Below are 15,350 nucleotides of genomic sequence, written 5' to 3'. Positions count from 1 at the left end.
GATTTGATACTGCTTTTCATCGATCCCCCCATACCCCCTCAGGCGATCAGAGCGGAAAGGCGGGAAAATATTTCCGGGGCAAAACCCGGCTCTTTTTCATACCTGACGTCCAAGGTGGTCCTGGGATTGAAATTCTGCAGGGTGAGGCGGGAGCGGGAGCGGTCAAACTGCTGCGTCCAGGCAACGATGTCTTCCTCGGTGTGCAGGCTGGGGGCGATGGTCATGCGGAACTCATGGGGGATACCGCTCTCCCTCAACAAATCGATGCTTTCCCGGATCGCGCCCAGGTCCACCGCGCCGCCGGCACAGCGCGCATACTTCTCCTGCTCCAGCACCGTCTTGACATCCATGGCCACCATGTCGAGAAGATTATCGCCAAGGAGCTGGGCCAGCACCTCCGGCCTGGTGCCGTTGGTGTCGAGCTTGATCGCCCAGCCCTCTGCCTTGAACCGGGCGATCATTTGAGGAAGACCTGGGGACAGGGTCGGCTCGCCCCCGGAGATGCAGATCCCCGCCAGCCAATTCTTTCGGGCGGCAAGGCGGCTCATGATCTCCGCGAAAGGGATGGTTTCCATACCTTCCGGGGCGAGGACCAGCGGGTGATTGTGGCAGAATGGGCAGCGGAAGTTGCAGCCGCCCACAAAGAGGATGGCGCACAGTTTGCCCGGCCAATCGATAAATGAGGTTTCGAGGAATCCCTTTATCGGCGGTATACCAGCACTCACAACGGTCCTGCTACTGCAAGGCGCAACTGCCGGATTCGCAGCCTGCCTGTTTACCAGCATGCCGAACCGCAACGCCGCAGCCATAGCGGGCGGCGCGGTCCAGCAGGTGGCTTTCGATATGGCCAAACTCATGCAGGGCGGAAGAATCGTCCAGCACCAGAATGGGCAGCGCCTTCCGCGCCCGTTCCACCAGCCCGTGCCAGGCAAGGTGGGCCAGAGCGCCGGCGTCGTTGTTGCCCAGCACCTCCACCTGCACTTCCATGGCGGAGAGATCAAATTGCTTTTTCAACTGCTCGCAGAGCACGCAATCATCCTTGGTAAACAGTGTCATAAGGTTCTCCCCCCATTTAATTATTAAAACGGTCAATGTTCCGGTAGCGGTCGTGCAGTTCGCCGAGCTTGCCCTTGTTCCAGCTCGAAATCTTGGTGAAATACCCGGTGATCCGGGTGATCCCGTCCACCTCTTTCGACTCGCAGTAAGGGCAGGTCTCGCTCAACCCCCTGCTCGTCTTGCCGCAGGCAAGGCAGGCGGTGAACTCCGGAGAAAAGGCGATCTGGTCGTTCTGGGTGTACTTGAAGACATTGATCACGAAGCTGGCCAGGGCCTCCTTGTCCGGCTGGGCCTCGCCCAACCAGATATGGGTGATGGAGCCCGCCTCGATGAGCGGATGGAACAGCCCTTCCTTCTCCACCCGGGCGATGGGGCTCATGGTGGCGCCCACGTTGAACAGGGTGGAGTTGCTGTAGTAGACCTCTCCCTTTTCCCTATTGCCCTGGACAACCTTTTCCGCGGCTTCGTTGAAATGGGCAAGGTCCAGCTTGGCAAAGCGGAAGGCGGTACTCTCGGCCGGGGTCTGCTCCAGGACGAACTTCATGCCCATGGACTCGGCCAGCTTGTTGCAGACGATGTTCATATGGGCAATAACCTTGAGGCCGAACTTGATGGAGGCGTCGGAGTCGTGCAGTTCCTGGCCAAGATGCACCCGGATCAGCTCGTTGAGCCCCACCATGCCGATCAAAAAGGAGCACTTGTGCAGCTTGAGGTACGGCTCGCCGTCAAGGTCCATGGCCAGCAGGGAGAGCGGCCCGCCCTTGCCCAGGCTCATCAAGCGTTCGATGAACTTCTTCTTCTGGCTGTGGGCCTTGGCCGCAAGCTGGAGTTTTTCGGTGAGCAACTGAAAAAGCTTGGTATCATCGCCCTGGGCCTTGAAGGCGAGGCGCGGCAGGTTGATGGTGATGTTCTGCAGGGCCGAATAGCGCATCTTCCAGGGCTTTTTGGCGTCTTCGATATCCGAGGCCTCCAGCTTGAAGCTCAAACGGCAGCATTCTGAGATTTTTGCCGTGTCGCCGCGGTCGAAGACGAAGTAGGTGTTGCCCTTGACCGAGGCCACCTCGCAGATATGGTGCAAAAAGTCCATGTGGCCGTCGGTTTTGAAGAACTTCTCGGTGATGTGCACCAGCGGCTTGGGGAAGAAAAAGGGCCGGCCCGCGGCATCGCCCTCTTTATAGACCTCGAACAGCGCCCAGGCAAAACGCTGCGCCTGCTTTTCGTACTCGCGGTAGGTCTTGCCGGTGTACTCGCCGCCCGGTCCGATGGCAGGCACGTCCTCGAAATGCTTGGGCACCTCCCAGTAGATGTTGACGTCGGAAAAGATCGCCTGCCCGCCTCGGGCCACGGCCTGCTGGGAAAATTCGTAGATCATCATCTGGGCCAGTTGCTTGACCCCGTTGTCATCCAGCTCTTCCAGATAGGGGGCGTAGAAGAGATTGATCGCGTCCCAGCCGATGGCCCCGGCAAAATGACTCTGCAGGGAGGCGGCAAACTTGACCATGTGGGCGAGGAGCACCTCGGCATGCTTGGCCGGCTTGGCCATGGACAGGGCGTGGGGCAGATTGAGGCCGAATTTCTTAATGTATTCCAGCGACTGGCCGGAACAATACGGCCGGTCGATAAAGCCCAGGTCGTGCAGATGCAGGTCGCCGCTCAAGTGGGCGTCCGCCACATCCGGGGTAAAAACATGGAGCAGGGCGTACTCCTTCTTGATCCCCTCGGCCAGGGTGAGGTTGGTGGCCTCCGGGCCGTGGGGCACATTGGCGTTTTCCTTGTTGTGCTGGACCAGCAGTTGGTCCACGTCATAAAGCGGCACCCCGAGGCGGGTATGCATGCGCCGCGCCTCCTCCAGCCCCATCTCCAGGAGCTTGGCGTTGACCATTTCACGGATCAGCGGACCGGTGATGGTTTTCACCTTGCCGGCCTGGATGGTCAGCTCGATATCCTTACTGATCTTCTCGGCGGTGTCACGGTCAATGAATGTTTCGCGCAACAGGGCATCGACGATGCGCTGCCGGTTCCAGCCGAGCATGTCATCCTGGGAGGAACGGACAAAGAGGGCAATATCGGTGCTGTCCTCGTTCACTACCCGTTGTATTTTGGCCTGGGCGGTCTCGGCATTGAGTGGCATCACAACTCCCATACCCTTGCTCCTCTTGGTGATTAAGAAATTAGTTAAAATCTTCCCCCCCTGTCTTCCTTTAAAACACGACAGGTAGTGTTTCGAAAAACATTATCGCACTACAGGTAGTATATATGCAAGTAAAAATGAACCGAAAAAGAAGAAAAACTGATGGGGCTTTTTGCGCGAAAAATCAAGGGAATGCGAAGGGAAAGCGCTTAACGAAAAACTTACGTTTTAAAGGATTTTATGCTGCGGATGGATGAGTTACGACGCCTATCCGGCTACTTGGAACAGGCAGACAGGCCAGGCTCCCCCTCCTGCCTCTGGATGATGGTGTCCTTTTTCCAGTGCGCATCGTCGGGCTGGGGGAAATCCACCAGATAGTGAAGGCCGCGGGACTCCTTGCGGATGCAGGCGCAACGCACGATAAGTTCGGCAACCTGGGCGATGTTGCGCAGTTCAATGAGGTCCGGGGTCAGGATATAATCATGGTAATGCTGGTTCACCTCGCCCACGATAACCCGAAGCCGTTCCTGCACCAAGGCAAGCCGCTTCTCGGTGCGGACAATGCCGACATAGTTCCACATCAGCCGGCGAATCTGGTCCCAGTTATGGCTGACCAAAACATTCTCCTCGATGCGCTGGGCCGTACCGGCGGACCACTCCGCCACCTCGGGCAGCGCAGCCTCGCGCAGCCCGGGCCATTCCCGTTCGCACTCCAAATAGGCCTGATGGGCAAAAACCACCGCCTCAAGCAACGAATTACTGGCCAGCCGGTTGCCGCCGTGCAACCCGGTGCAGGCGGTTTCCCCAAAGGCAAACAGCCCCTCGATGTTGGTCCTGCCCCACTGGTCCGTGACCACCCCGCCGCACATGTAGTGGGCCGCGGGCACCACCGGAATGGGCACCTTAGTCATGTCGATCCCCAGGGAAAGGCATTTCTGGTAAATGGTCGGAAACCTGTTTTTGAGAAACTCCGCGGGCTGGTGGGTGATGTCCAGATAGACGCAATCATCGCCGCTCGCCTTCATCTCGCTGTCAATGGCCCTGGCCACGGTGTCGCGGGTGGCCAAATCCCCCCGGGCATCATACTTGTGCATGAAAGCGTGGCCGCGCTGGTCGATGAGCCGACCGCCCTCGCCGCGCACCGCCTCGGAGATCAGGAAGTTCTTCACCTGGGGGTGATAGAGGCAGGTGGGGTGGAACTGGACAAACTCCAGGTTCCCGACCCTGCCCCCGGCCCGGTAGGCCATGGCAATGCCGTCCCCGGTGGCGATATCCGGGTTGGTGGTGTAGAGGTAGACCTTGCCGGTGCCGCCGGTGCAGAGCACCGTCACCTTGGCCTGGTAGGTATCGATCCGGCCGGTCTCCCGGTCAAAAACGTAAGCCCCAAGGCACTGGTCGCTGAAGCTGTCGTGGGGTTGGTACGGGGTGCCGGTCTTGGAGCTGACCAAGAGATCCACAGCCAGATGGTTTTCCAGCACCGTGATCCTGGGGTTGGCCGCCACCTGGGCCAAAAGCCCCTCTTCGATCTTGCGGCCGGTGAGATCCATGGCATGGGCGATGCGACGGGCCGAATGGCCGCCCTCCTTGCCCAGGTCGAGATGGCTGGGATCGCCAGCCTCGCTCTGAAACTGGACCCCGAGGCGGATAAGCTCCTCAATCCGGGCCGGGCCGGTCTCCACCACCAGCCTGACGATATCCTCGTGGCACAGCCCGGCTCCGGAACGGAGGGTGTCCTCAATGTGCAGGGCAAAAGAGTCCTCCGGCGAGAGCACCGCGGCGATCCCGCCCTGGGCCAGATTGGTGGCGGTATCCACCTTGGCCTTCTTGGTGATAATGGTCACCGATCCTAAGCGCGCCGCCTTGATGGCAAAGGAAAGCCCGGAGATGCCGCTGCCAATCACGAGAAAATCGGTACTGTATTTCATGGCAATCCCCTTGCGATCATATGGAATCAAGGACGTTGGGCAGTGGCGATTCCAGGTTAACAGCTTGACAGCACCAGGCAATGTTCAGTAAAGAGGAGGCAGCCGCAACCATCTCCATCAATTGCTTTCCATACCCCTTGCTTCGTTCGAACGCTGCCTTTTTCGGTAAAGGATTTACATAGCGCGGAGCCGGCAAGATGACAAGGATTCTTCGCAATGGCTGCTTTGAAACTGGTGATCTTTGACTGTGACGGCGTGATGTTCGACTCCAAAAACGCCAACAGGGTGTACTATAATCATATGCTGGAAAAATTCGGCCACCCGTCCATGGATGCGGAAGAGCTCGAGTATGTGCACATGCACCATGTCATGGATTCGGTTCGCCACATCTTTCGCAAATATCCCAATGACTTGGACGCGGCGGAAACCTTTCGCAAGGGGCTTGACTACACTCCCTTTCTGCAGCACATGATCATGGAGCCGGATCTTCCGGAGTTTCTCGATTTCCTCCGGCCCGGGTACAAAACCGCGATCAGCACCAACCGCACCTCCACCATGCGCTCGGTGCTCGAGATGTTTCGCCTGGACGACCTCTTCGACAAGGTGGTCACCGCCTTTGACGTGGCCCACCCTAAGCCGCATCCGGAAGCGCTGCACCAGATCCTTACCCATTTCGGCTATCAGGTGGACGAGGCGGTGTACATCGGCGACTCCCAAGTGGATCGGGAGCACACCGCCGCCCTGGGCATGCGGCTCATCGCCTTCAAAAACCCGGCCCTGCCCGCGGAATACCATGTGAGCAGCTTCATGGAAATCACCCGGCTGCCGATCCTGGCCGAAGTTGGAAAAGGGGGGAAATGAAACTTGAAGTGACCCACACAATCCTGGCCATGGAGCCGGACCTTGAAAAAAGCTCCGGCCATGTCCTGCGCTTCCTCGACCGCACCACCCTGGTGCACTACGATGCGGTGCGGGTTGTGGCGGACCAGTCCTGCTCAGCAACGGACCCGCGCTTCTGGCCCTGGCTTGAACAGGGCCTGGCCGACAACCACCGGGTGCTGACACAATTGCTTAGGGAATTACGGGCCGCAGGCACCAAGGAGTTCAGCGACCTGCTGGCCATGCCGCAGGGGTTTCAAAGCAAGATCTTCCACACCATGGCCCATCTGCTCGACGGCTTTTTCGGCATCGACAGCCAGTTCTACAGTTTGCCCGAAGATTCCCACTGGCTGGGGGAAAGCCTGCGCAAGCAGATCGAGGCAAGCCCGGAAGAGTTCTGGCTGGTCACGGTGGTGGCCACATTGGAGTCGCCAACGCACCACACCATTGCGGGATTACGCTCCTTTGAGAAATGACGCTCAATCAAGTCTTACGAAGCGCTGCAAAGTCCCCTCCCCCCTGGCGGGGGAGGGTTAGGGAGAGGGGGAATAGCGAGCGCGGCAGGCTGCAACTTCACCCTCCCCCTGCCCCCTCCCGTCGAGGGAGGGGGAAAAATCAATCGTAATGCTGATGGTGATGATGCCCGTGGTGATGGCCTTCTCCTGGGCCGCCGATCTCCGCCAGCACCTTTTTCAAAATGGTATCGGTCTCAGCCATGCTGGCCACGGCCTTAGCCAGAAGATCCGCCAGCCCCGCATGCCCCTCGCTGCGCACCAACTCCACCCATTTCTTGAACTCGGCCTCATGGTTGTGGTTATGCTCAATCCAGTGGGGCAGAAGAATCTGCAGCTTTTCCATCGTGGTTTTCTGGTCCATCTAGGCCTTTTCTCCTTTTTGCATCACGGTTACCCGACCGTTTAAAAAATCAATGGCCCGGACTACGGCGCCAGGGATGAATTGCGGCTCCTCAAACAGGGTGCTGATCCGGATGCCGTCCTCACCAACCTCAAGCTGCGAAGCGCTTTCCGCCACCACCGCCTCATTGCCATCCTGCACAAGAACAACGCGCATCTGACACATACCCTGCCTCTTTCTTTTATTTTTTTTAACTGTGACGCCTGCAAAAAAACAATATAATACCTTTTCCCGGCTTTATCATGCAGATTTGCAGGACCTACAACCTTAGCACGAGATACCCGCATGCTCCTTGACGATCTCCCGGCCATAAAAAAACTGCTGGCCACAGCCAGAACCATCGCGGTGGTCGGCCTCTCTCCCAAGGAAACACGCCCCAGCAACATGGTGGCCCGCTACCTGATCGAGGCGGGCTACACCGTGATTCCGGTCAATCCTGGCCAGGAAGAAATCCTCGGCCTGGACTGCTACCCCGATCTTGGCTCAATTCCCGTTCCGGTGGATATTGTCGATATCTTCCGCCGCTCCGAGGATGTGCCCCCCATCGTGGCCGAGTCCATTGCCATCGGCGCCAAGGCAATCTGGATGCAGGAAGGGGTAATCCACGCCGAGGCGGCCAGGACCGCGCGGGCGGCAGGGGTGTTGGTGGTAATGGACCGCTGCCTCAAGACGGTGCATCATGGCCTTGGCCATGAGCGGGGATGAGGCTGCCCCTCATTTTTTCATTGTCGGATTGCTGAATCAACTGGGGTTGCAATGAACGATTATACTCTTTTGCTTTTGGGTGTTGTCTGCGCCGGCCTCGGCGGCGAGCTTTTTGTTCGCGGCGCGGTGGGCCTGGCTCACTGGGCCAGGGTTAGGCCGGGCATTATCGGCGCAACCGTTGCCGCTTTCGCCACCTCCAGCCCGGAATTGTCAGTCGCCATAAATTCGGCTCTGGCGGGAAATCCCAAAATCTCTCTCGGCGACGCCCTTGGCAGTAATGTTGTCAATGTTGCCCTGATTCTCGGTCTTGCCTTGCTGATTTCCGGAATCCAAAGTCCTCGCGACAGCGTAAAACGGGATTTTCCCGTGGGGGTGCTGATTCCCATAATCACAGGGGTTCTGTTTCTGGATGGCGAGCTGTCCCGGATCGACGGCTTGCTGATGTTGGGCATGTTTTGCGCCTGGCTTGTGGCGACGATCATCGAAGCACGAAAGCAACGAAGCGCTGCGGATAAAATTCTTGGCGAACATCGAGTATGGCTGGTTGTTCTTTCGTGCGTCGCCGGCCTTGCCCTTCTTGTCGCAGCCGGAAATTTCATTGTGAAGGGAGCAAGGGGCCTCGCCCTTGCCTTTGGCGTCGGTGAATTCATTATCGGGGCAACCATTGTGGCGATTGGCACCTCCGTGCCCGAGCTCGCGACAACAATAATCGCCAAGCTGCGCGGACACGACGAAGTCGGCCTGGGAACAATTCTTGGCAGCAATATCTTCAACGGCATTTTCATCATCGCCGTCGCGGCCATTATCCATCCCATAACCGTTGCCTGGCGCGAGATCGCCATTGCGTTGGTGTTTGGTCTCGTGGCCTTGGCGTGTACGTATCCTCCGCGCTCAGGCTTCATTGAACGAAGAAGGGGTATCTTGCTTCTGGCGCTCTATGTGGCCTATCTCGCGGCGCTTTTTCAACTCGGGGTCGCCTAAAGGGCATTCCTTTGCCAGCCCGCACAAAAAAAGGCCTGCCTGGAAAACCCAGGCAGGCCAACATCGTCATTTCGCTTCACTCCCGGTGAAGGGCTCACTCAGCCTCAACACCCTTTGCCGCCACCGCCGATGGCGCAGGCCGCACCCTCTTTTCCATCCCCGCCTTCCGCGCCCGCAACCGAGCCCAGGATATAGGGGCGGGCGATCTTCACCCGCACATTCTCGGCAATCTCAAGGGTCGCCACCCGGTCGGTCAACCCGGTGATCTTGCCCTGAAGGCCGCCGCTGGTGAGAACCTCGTCGCCCTTCTTCAGGTTGGCGATGAATTCCTGGTGCTCCTTGGCCTTTTTCTGCTGCGGCCGAATCAGGAGAAAATAGAACACTACAAAGATCAACACCAGCGGCAGAAAACTCATCAAGCCTCCCGGTCCACCTGCACCAGCCGCGGCATCCGCGGCATACGCTACATCAACCATAAACCCCTCCGATTCAGTTTAAATTTTCCCGACAGGCCCTAATCCGCCTGCGCCCTTATTACTCTGCCATCCGCTTGGCATAAAAATCCCGGCGGAACTGGCTGAAACGATCTTCTTCAATGGCCTTGCGAATCCGGGCCATGAGCCCCACATAGTAATGCAGGTTGTGGATGGTGTTCAACTGCGAGGAAAGAATCTCCCTGGCCATGAACAGATGCCGCAGATAGGCGCGGGAATAATTGCGGCAGGTGTAACAGTCGCACTCCTCATCCACGGGCCGATGGTCATCCTGATGGCGAGCGTTTTTTATAACAAGCCTGCCGCTTGAAGTAAAGAGCATTCCGTTTCTGGCGTTTCGCGTGGGCATGACGCAGTCGAACATGTCGATGCCGCGATACACCGCCTCCACCAGATTTTCCGGGGTACCAACGCCCATGAGGTAGCGGGGATAATCGGCAGGCATCAGGGCGGCGATCTGTTCGGTGATCTCCATCATCAGTTCGGCGGGTTCGCCCACGCTCAACCCCCCCAGGGCATAGCCGTCAAAGCCGATTTCGACCAGCTCCTCCACCGCCTTGGCTCTCAAATCGGGATACATGCCGCCCTGGATGATGCCGAACAGGAGCTGCCCCCGCTCTTTATGGGCGGCGCGGGAACGTTTGGCCCAGCGGGAGGTGAGGTCGGTGGAAGCAATGGCCTCTTCGCGGGTGGCCGGGTAGGGGATGCAGGTGTCCAGGCACATCATGATGTCGCTGCCCAGCGCCTCCTGCACAGCCACGGCATCCTCGGGGCTCAAGAAGAGATTGCTGCCGTCGAGATGCGACTTGAACCGGGCGCCCTCCTCGGTGATCTTGGTGAGATCCTTGAGGCTGAAGATCTGGAAGCCGCCGCTGTCGGTAAGGATCGGCCGGTCCCAGTGCATGAATGTGTGCAGGCCGCCGAAGCTGCGAACCAGCTCGTGGCCGGGCCGGATGTAGAGATGGTAGGTGTTGCCGAGGATGATCTGGGCGCCCAACTCTTTGAGGTTTTCCGGGGTCACGCCCTTGACCGTGGCCTGGGTGCCCACCGGCATGAAGACCGGGGTCTGCACCGTGCCGTGCAGGGTGCGCACCTCGCCGCGCCGGGCCGCGCAATCGCTGGCTTTACTGTGCAGGATAAAAGGGGAAGCCATCACAGAGCCCACAGGGTGAACAACTCATCGATGCCCTTGCGGGCCAGGGCTGCCATGCGGATGAAATCCTCGGGGCTGAAGGGCTTGCCCTCGGCGGTACTTTGGGCCTCCACCCAACGGCCATCCCCGGTCATGACAAAGTTGGCATCCACCTCGGCATTGGAATCCTCCAGATAATTGAGATCAAGCAACGCTTGGCCGTCCACCATGCCCACGCTGATGGCGGCCACCGGCAGAATCTCCACCGGGGCGGCAAGAACCCCCTCGCGCAACATGCGGTCAAGGGCATCCCGCAGGGCAATGGCCGCGCCGGTGATCGAGGCGGTGCGGGTGCCGCCGTCGGCCTTGAGCACGTCACAGTCCACCCGGAGGGTCACCTCGCCCAGAGAGGCAAGATCAACCATGGTCCGAAGCGAGCGGCCCAGAAGCCGCTGAATCTCATAGGTACGGCCGGATCTGCCCTTGGCCGCCTCCCGTTGCATCCGGCTGTTGGTCGAGCAGGGCAGCATGCCGTACTCCGCCGTGATCCACCCCTGGCCGGTGCCCCGTAAAAAGGGGGGGACGCTGGGTTCCATGGTGATGGCGCAGCACACCTGGGTGCCGCCCATGGTGATGAGCAGCGAGGCATAGGCTTGGGGCTGGAAGCCCTTTTCAATAGTGACCGGCCGCAGCGCATCCGCGGCCCGTTGATCGTTTCGCATAATGAATTTCCTGAAAAGTAATGAAAGAGGTGCTTGTTTAGACAGTCTCGAAAAAACAGCCCTTCGACAGGCTCAGGCCGAACGGATGGGGTCTTAATAGATTGATATTCCGCTCGTGCTGAGCCCGTCGAAGCACCGATTTGAAGCAGATTACGAATTGTTTAGAGATCAAGAAAGGTGGTGTCCCGATTCAACACCCTACATCCCTCTTCTTCAATCACCGCCATGTTCTCAAGGCGAATCCCGCCCCAATCCGGAATATACACCCCCGGCTCCACCGTGACCACCATGCCGGCCCCAAGGGGCTTGCGGTTCCGGTAGTTAAGCGAAGGGCCTTCGTGGACATTGAGGCCCACCCCGTGGCCCAGGCCGTGGCCGAACCGCTCGCCCAAACCCGCCCGCTCGATCACCCCGCGGGCGATCTTGTCCACCGCCATGCCGCTGATCCCGGCGCGCAGGCTATTAAGCCCTGCCAGTTGCGCCTTGCGCACCAGGCGAAAAAGCGCCACTGTTTTGTCATCCGGGGTGCCCAGCACCACGGTGCGGGTCATGTCCGAACAGTAGCCGTCCAGAACAAGGCCCATGTCGATGACAATGGTTTCTCCCGCTGCCAAAGGCCGGTCGGAGGGAACCGCGTGGGGCAGGGCCGCGTTGGGGCCGGAAGCGACGATGGTTTCGAAGCTTGGCCGCTCAGCACCCTTGAGCCGCATCCCATTTTCAATGGCCAGGACCACCTCTTTCTCGGTCTGGCCCGGCCGCAGGGTGGGATAGATCTCCTGAAACACCGCTTCGTTGAGCAGCACCGCCCGTTCGATCCTGGCCAGCTCCGTTGCATCCTTTGCCAGCCGCAACTCCTCGACAAACCCGGTGAGCGGCGCCAGCTCCACCGTGAGACTGTCCGCCAGCTTGGCCAGGGTCAGGGAGGTGGAATGCAGGAAATAATGGCTCTCAAAGGCCAGCCGTTTGATGCGCAGCCGCTTGAGCAGCAAGTGCAGCAGGGGGAATAAGCCACGGGGATAGAGCTTGACCCGGAAACCCGCCGCCTCCTGCTCCGCCTGCAAGTAAAACCGGGAGTCGGTGAGCAGATAGGGCTCGCCCTCGCAGGGGATGAGCAGGACGCCCGCGCTCTCGTTGATTGCGTGGTCCCTGGCCGTATAGCCGCTCAGATACCTGCGGTTTTCCGGCTGGGTCACCAGGATACCGTCGAGCTGGCGCCGCTTGAGGCTGCGCCTGATCCGCTCAAGAATTCCCTGCCTCGGCATGGGCTCAATGCATGAAGTGGACAAAAACCTTGACCCCGAACCGATAGAGCTTGCCGTGCAACCCTTGAATGGATTGGGTGAGATCGGCCTGCCCGAAATCCACCTGGTAGCGGTACGGCTTATCGAGCACAGTGAGGAAACCAAAACACGGCTTATTGTAGCGCGCCTCCGCCCCGGCGGCGTACCAATCCTTGAACCTTTTTTCAACCTCGGGCAGATCCTTGGGATCGGCCTCCGCCACGTCGAGCCAGATTTCTGCTTCCATATTCCCTCCTTGCCTGAAACTGTCGCCCCAGGCTACGGGGCAACCTCCATAACCAGATGGCGCTCCACCAAATCCTTCAGTTGCTGCAGGGCCTTGCCGTACTGTTCGTTGAGCTGGCCTTGAATCCTGGCCCACTCCTCCTGAAACTTGGGGTGCTGGGAGGGTTGCAGCTTCATGGCCATGCCGGTCTGCTTGGCCAGATTCTGCTCCATCATGGCCATCTGCTGGGTGAACTGCGCTTCAAGCTGTTCCTTGAGCTGCTCGCCATGCTGCCGGTAGCCATCAAGAATCTTTTTCATCTCGGCCAGGATTTTGAGCAGCTCGCCATCCCCCTGCCCGACCTCAATCAGGCCCTGCATGGCTTTGTCCGCCAAGGTCTGCTTCTCCAGCTCGCGGGCCAGGAAGATATTGCGCAGCAGGGATTGCACCGCCCCTTTCCGCACCACCCCCGATTCCTCCGGCGACACAGCGGCAAGCCTTTCTGCCAGCCCCGGTTCCCCGCGCATGTAGGCGGCGCCGAGACGCATGCCCTCCTTGAGCCGTTCCTCGCCGAGATAATCGCTGTCCCCTGCTCCGGCACTCATCCGCGCCGCCCGTTCCATCACCATATCCATGGTGCTCTTTATTTCCGCCATGGAAAACAGCCTCCTTGATTTTTCATTTTTTTCCGTGTGCCTTGGGCAACCATACACCAAGGATGACGCCATTTCCAGCCCTGTCTTTACCTTAGCGCGGGAAGGCGGCCATGATCCCGCCATCCACCGGCAGGGTGGCGCCGGTGGTGGGGGTCTGTTCGCTGGCGAAAAAAACCACCGCGTTGCCGACATGGTCGGCATGCACCGTGGTTTTCAACAGATTGCGCTGGCGATAATAGTCCTTGAGTCCTTCCGGGTCGAGGTTGCGGGAGCGCATCCGCTCGGGCCCCACCACATCCCAGAGCCCGGAGGAAACGCCTCCGTCATCGAAAATCGCATCGGCATTGATCATATTCACCCGCACCCCGAACTCGGCCAGCTCCAGGGCGGCAATCTTGCCCAACTGGTGCGCCCCGGCCTTGGAAGCGCTGTAGGCGCCAAAGGAGGCGCCCGGGGCAAAGACGTTTTTCGAGCTGTTGATGACGATACTGCCGCCGGTCCCCTGGCGCTTAAAAATTGGGATCGCCCCCTTGATCACCTGAAACACCCCCATGCAATTGACATCCATCACCTGCCTGAAGGCGGCCTCGCTGAGGTCGGCAAGCTTTGCCACATGGGCGATGCCCGCGTTGGGTACCAAAATATCCAAGCCGCCGCATTGCATGACCAACTGCTCCAGGCCGAGCTGCACCGCTTCTTCGCTGGTCACGTCCATGAGCAAGGGGGAAACCATGCGGCTGCCGAAGGTGTCGGCCAGGTTATGACAGACGGTTTCCAGCCGTTCCTGGTTGATATCGGTCATGAAGACCCTTGCCCCGGCCTCCAGAAGCTTGCGGCCGATGCCCATGGCTATGGCCCCGCCCCCGCCGGTGACCAGCGCGGTTCTGCCTTCAAGGAGCTTTGGCTTTGCCTTGCCCAGCTTGGCCTGCTCCAGGGCCCAGTATTCCATGTCGAAGATTGCATCCTGCCCGAGTTCGCGATACGGGCCAAGGGGTGCGCCCAGCAGCTTGGCCGCGATGGTGTGCTCGGCGATATCCGCCGCGATCCCGGCATCCTTCCCGGTGAACCCGGCGGCGACCACCCCCAACCCTGGCACCAGCACTATCCGCGGCAGGGAATCCAGCTTGGTGCGGGCAACCCGTTTCGCTTCCGTCTGGGCTGCGAAATACTGGTCATACTCCTCCTGATATCGAGCAAGTCCGCTTTGCACCGCAGCCTTGGTTTCCTCCTCATCCAGACCAGCCGCCTCAAGCCAGAGGGGGTAATTCTTGGTGCGGATCACATGGTCCGGGGTAAGCACCCCGCCCACGAAAAGTTCCTTGGCGTCCGGCCGGGCCAGGGCGGCGATGATCTCCTGATTCCGCCGGACCGCCAGTTGCATGGTGCGACGACGGCCCGACTCCTCGATAAAGCTCAAGCCTCCCCGCAGAATGGGCAGCACCACCGAAGGTTGCACCACCCCCGGATCGACAACAGGGCTTGCGGTTGCCCCGGCGGCACGCTTGGCAAGATACGCCTCGGCCCGGCTCACACATTCTATCATGCGGTCGTAGGCGGTTTTCGCATCCTCGCCAAAAGTGAAGATGCCATGGTTTTTGAGAATGATGCAGTCGATTCCGGGGTTGCGCTCATGGAGTTCGGCCATGGCCAAGGCCAGGGGCAGACCCGGCATGATGAAGGGCAGAATGCCGATATTGTCCCCCAGAGCCGCGTGCAGATGTTTTTCCGCCTCTTCCCGGTTGGTCAGGGTGACAATGGCGTCGGCATGGGTATGATCAATGAACCGCTGCGGCAGAAAGGCATGCACCAGGGTTTCGATGGAGGGATTGGGCGAACCGGCATCCAGGAGATGGGTGCGGAACTGGTTGACCATCTCGGCATCGCTGAGCTCCCCGACCTGCCGCAGTTTGCGCAGATAGGCGAGATCAAGGCCGGGAAAACCCTGGGGCGCGATGACTCCAAGATCCCAGCCGCTCCCCTTGATATAGAGGATCTCCTGCGCTTCCCCCACCAGATTGGTGATGGTGCATTTCACCGAGGTGTTCCCCCCGCCATGCAGCACAAGATCTTCTTCCGCACCGAGCAGCCGCGAGGTATAGACCCGAAGAGCGAGCTCCCGTGGGCAGTTGGAATAGGCTCCCACAAAGGCCTGAGCCTCTTTTTCATCATAACGGTTCTTCATGCAGCACGATTCTCCTGAAAAACACCGGCCCATGCGCCGGGAAAAGTTCTCAACGGTTTAATTATT

At 59.3% G+C, this 15,350-nt stretch carries 17 protein-coding genes; 4 read left to right on the top strand and 13 right to left on the bottom strand.

The genetic code is table 11. The features are described 5' to 3' along the window. Window positions 1-38: 38 nt before the first annotated feature. The 4 genes from MWR57_RS10890 to nadB all read right to left on the bottom strand — a co-directional run bounded on the left by MWR57_RS10890 (window position 39) and on the right by nadB (window position 5,112). The gene (locus MWR57_RS10890) at window positions 39-725 is read right to left on the bottom strand and encodes an anaerobic ribonucleoside-triphosphate reductase activating protein (RefSeq protein WP_423124843.1); all 687 of its coding nucleotides are present in this window, start codon (window positions 723-725) and stop codon (window positions 39-41) included. Window positions 726-735: 10 nt separating this feature from the next. After that, window positions 736-1,056, bottom strand: a complete 321-nt coding sequence (locus tag MWR57_RS10885) for a thioredoxin domain-containing protein (RefSeq protein WP_423124842.1) — start codon at window positions 1,054-1,056, stop codon at window positions 736-738. A gap of 16 nt (window positions 1,057-1,072) precedes the next feature. Further along, window positions 1,073-3,199, bottom strand: coding sequence for an anaerobic ribonucleoside-triphosphate reductase (gene nrdD / locus MWR57_RS10880; RefSeq protein WP_423124841.1), 2,127 nt, complete (start codon window positions 3,197-3,199; stop codon window positions 1,073-1,075). Between the two features lie 263 nt (window positions 3,200-3,462). After that, window positions 3,463-5,112: an L-aspartate oxidase gene (nadB, locus tag MWR57_RS10875; RefSeq protein WP_423124840.1), complete on the bottom strand. Its 1,650-nt coding sequence runs from the start codon at window positions 5,110-5,112 to the stop codon at window positions 3,463-3,465. 216 nt (window positions 5,113-5,328) lie between these two features. On the opposite strand from nadB, the gene MWR57_RS10870 reads away from it, so the two are divergent. Further along, entirely contained in the window at window positions 5,329-5,973 is a 645-nt protein-coding gene (locus MWR57_RS10870) for an HAD family hydrolase (protein ID WP_423124839.1), read from the top strand. Beyond that, window positions 5,970-6,467, top strand: coding sequence for a hypothetical protein (locus MWR57_RS10865; RefSeq protein WP_423124838.1), 498 nt, complete (start codon window positions 5,970-5,972; stop codon window positions 6,465-6,467). The genes MWR57_RS10870 and MWR57_RS10865 overlap by 4 nt, the downstream gene beginning before the upstream one ends. Before the next feature lie 139 nt (window positions 6,468-6,606). Here MWR57_RS10865 and MWR57_RS10860 read toward each other — a convergent pair whose 3' ends face one another. Beyond that, the gene (locus MWR57_RS10860; RefSeq protein ID WP_423124837.1) at window positions 6,607-6,867 is read right to left on the bottom strand and encodes a DUF8180 domain-containing protein; all 261 of its coding nucleotides are present in this window, start codon (window positions 6,865-6,867) and stop codon (window positions 6,607-6,609) included. Further along, on the bottom strand, window positions 6,868-7,062 hold the full coding sequence (locus MWR57_RS10855; protein WP_423124836.1) for a CooT family nickel-binding protein: 195 nt from the start codon (window positions 7,060-7,062) through the stop codon (window positions 6,868-6,870). A 129-nt stretch (window positions 7,063-7,191) separates the two neighbouring features. Between MWR57_RS10855 and MWR57_RS10850 the strand changes: the two genes are divergently transcribed. Continuing rightward, a complete protein-coding gene (locus tag MWR57_RS10850; RefSeq protein ID WP_423124835.1) occupies window positions 7,192-7,611 on the top strand; it encodes a CoA-binding protein in 420 nt (139 codons plus the stop codon). A 51-nt stretch (window positions 7,612-7,662) separates the two neighbouring features. Then, a complete protein-coding gene (locus MWR57_RS10845; RefSeq protein ID WP_423124834.1) occupies window positions 7,663-8,592 on the top strand; it encodes a sodium:calcium antiporter in 930 nt (309 codons plus the stop codon). Between the two features lie 104 nt (window positions 8,593-8,696). On the opposite strand, the gene yajC is transcribed toward MWR57_RS10845, so the two are convergent. From yajC to MWR57_RS10810, 7 genes are all read right to left on the bottom strand, one after another. Further along, window positions 8,697-9,068, bottom strand: coding sequence for a preprotein translocase subunit YajC (gene yajC, locus MWR57_RS10840; protein ID WP_423124833.1), 372 nt, complete (start codon window positions 9,066-9,068; stop codon window positions 8,697-8,699). Window positions 9,069-9,126: 58 nt separating this feature from the next. Then, window positions 9,127-10,239: a tRNA guanosine(34) transglycosylase Tgt gene (gene tgt, locus MWR57_RS10835; RefSeq protein ID WP_423124832.1), complete on the bottom strand. Its 1,113-nt coding sequence runs from the start codon at window positions 10,237-10,239 to the stop codon at window positions 9,127-9,129. Then, window positions 10,239-10,940, bottom strand: a complete 702-nt coding sequence (gene rph, locus MWR57_RS10830) for a ribonuclease PH (RefSeq protein ID WP_423124831.1) — start codon at window positions 10,938-10,940, stop codon at window positions 10,239-10,241. The genes tgt and rph overlap by 1 nt, the downstream gene beginning before the upstream one ends. Window positions 10,941-11,101: 161 nt before the next feature. Next, window positions 11,102-12,202 carry a M24 family metallopeptidase gene (locus MWR57_RS10825; protein ID WP_423124830.1) on the bottom strand — a complete coding sequence of 367 codons (1,101 nt, stop codon included), beginning with the start codon at window positions 12,200-12,202 and terminating at the stop codon, window positions 11,102-11,104. Window positions 12,203-12,206: 4 nt separating this feature from the next. Then, a complete protein-coding gene (locus MWR57_RS10820; protein WP_423124829.1) occupies window positions 12,207-12,467 on the bottom strand; it encodes a hypothetical protein in 261 nt (86 codons plus the stop codon). A gap of 32 nt (window positions 12,468-12,499) precedes the next feature. Further along, a complete protein-coding gene (locus MWR57_RS10815; RefSeq protein ID WP_423124828.1) occupies window positions 12,500-13,102 on the bottom strand; it encodes a DUF6657 family protein in 603 nt (200 codons plus the stop codon). 91 nt (window positions 13,103-13,193) lie between these two features. Continuing rightward, window positions 13,194-15,284 carry a bifunctional aldolase/short-chain dehydrogenase gene (locus MWR57_RS10810; RefSeq protein ID WP_423124827.1) on the bottom strand — a complete coding sequence of 697 codons (2,091 nt, stop codon included), beginning with the start codon at window positions 15,282-15,284 and terminating at the stop codon, window positions 13,194-13,196. Between the last annotated feature and the right edge of the window lie 66 nt (window positions 15,285-15,350).

The organism is Hydrosulfovibrio ferrireducens (assembly GCF_046883345.1).
In the GTDB taxonomy this organism is placed as follows: Bacteria; Desulfobacterota; Desulfobulbia; order Desulfobulbales; family Desulfurivibrionaceae; genus Thiovibrio; species Thiovibrio ferrireducens.
The sequence above is the reverse complement of the archived record's forward strand: the minus strand, read 5'-3'. Positions and strand labels throughout refer to the sequence as shown.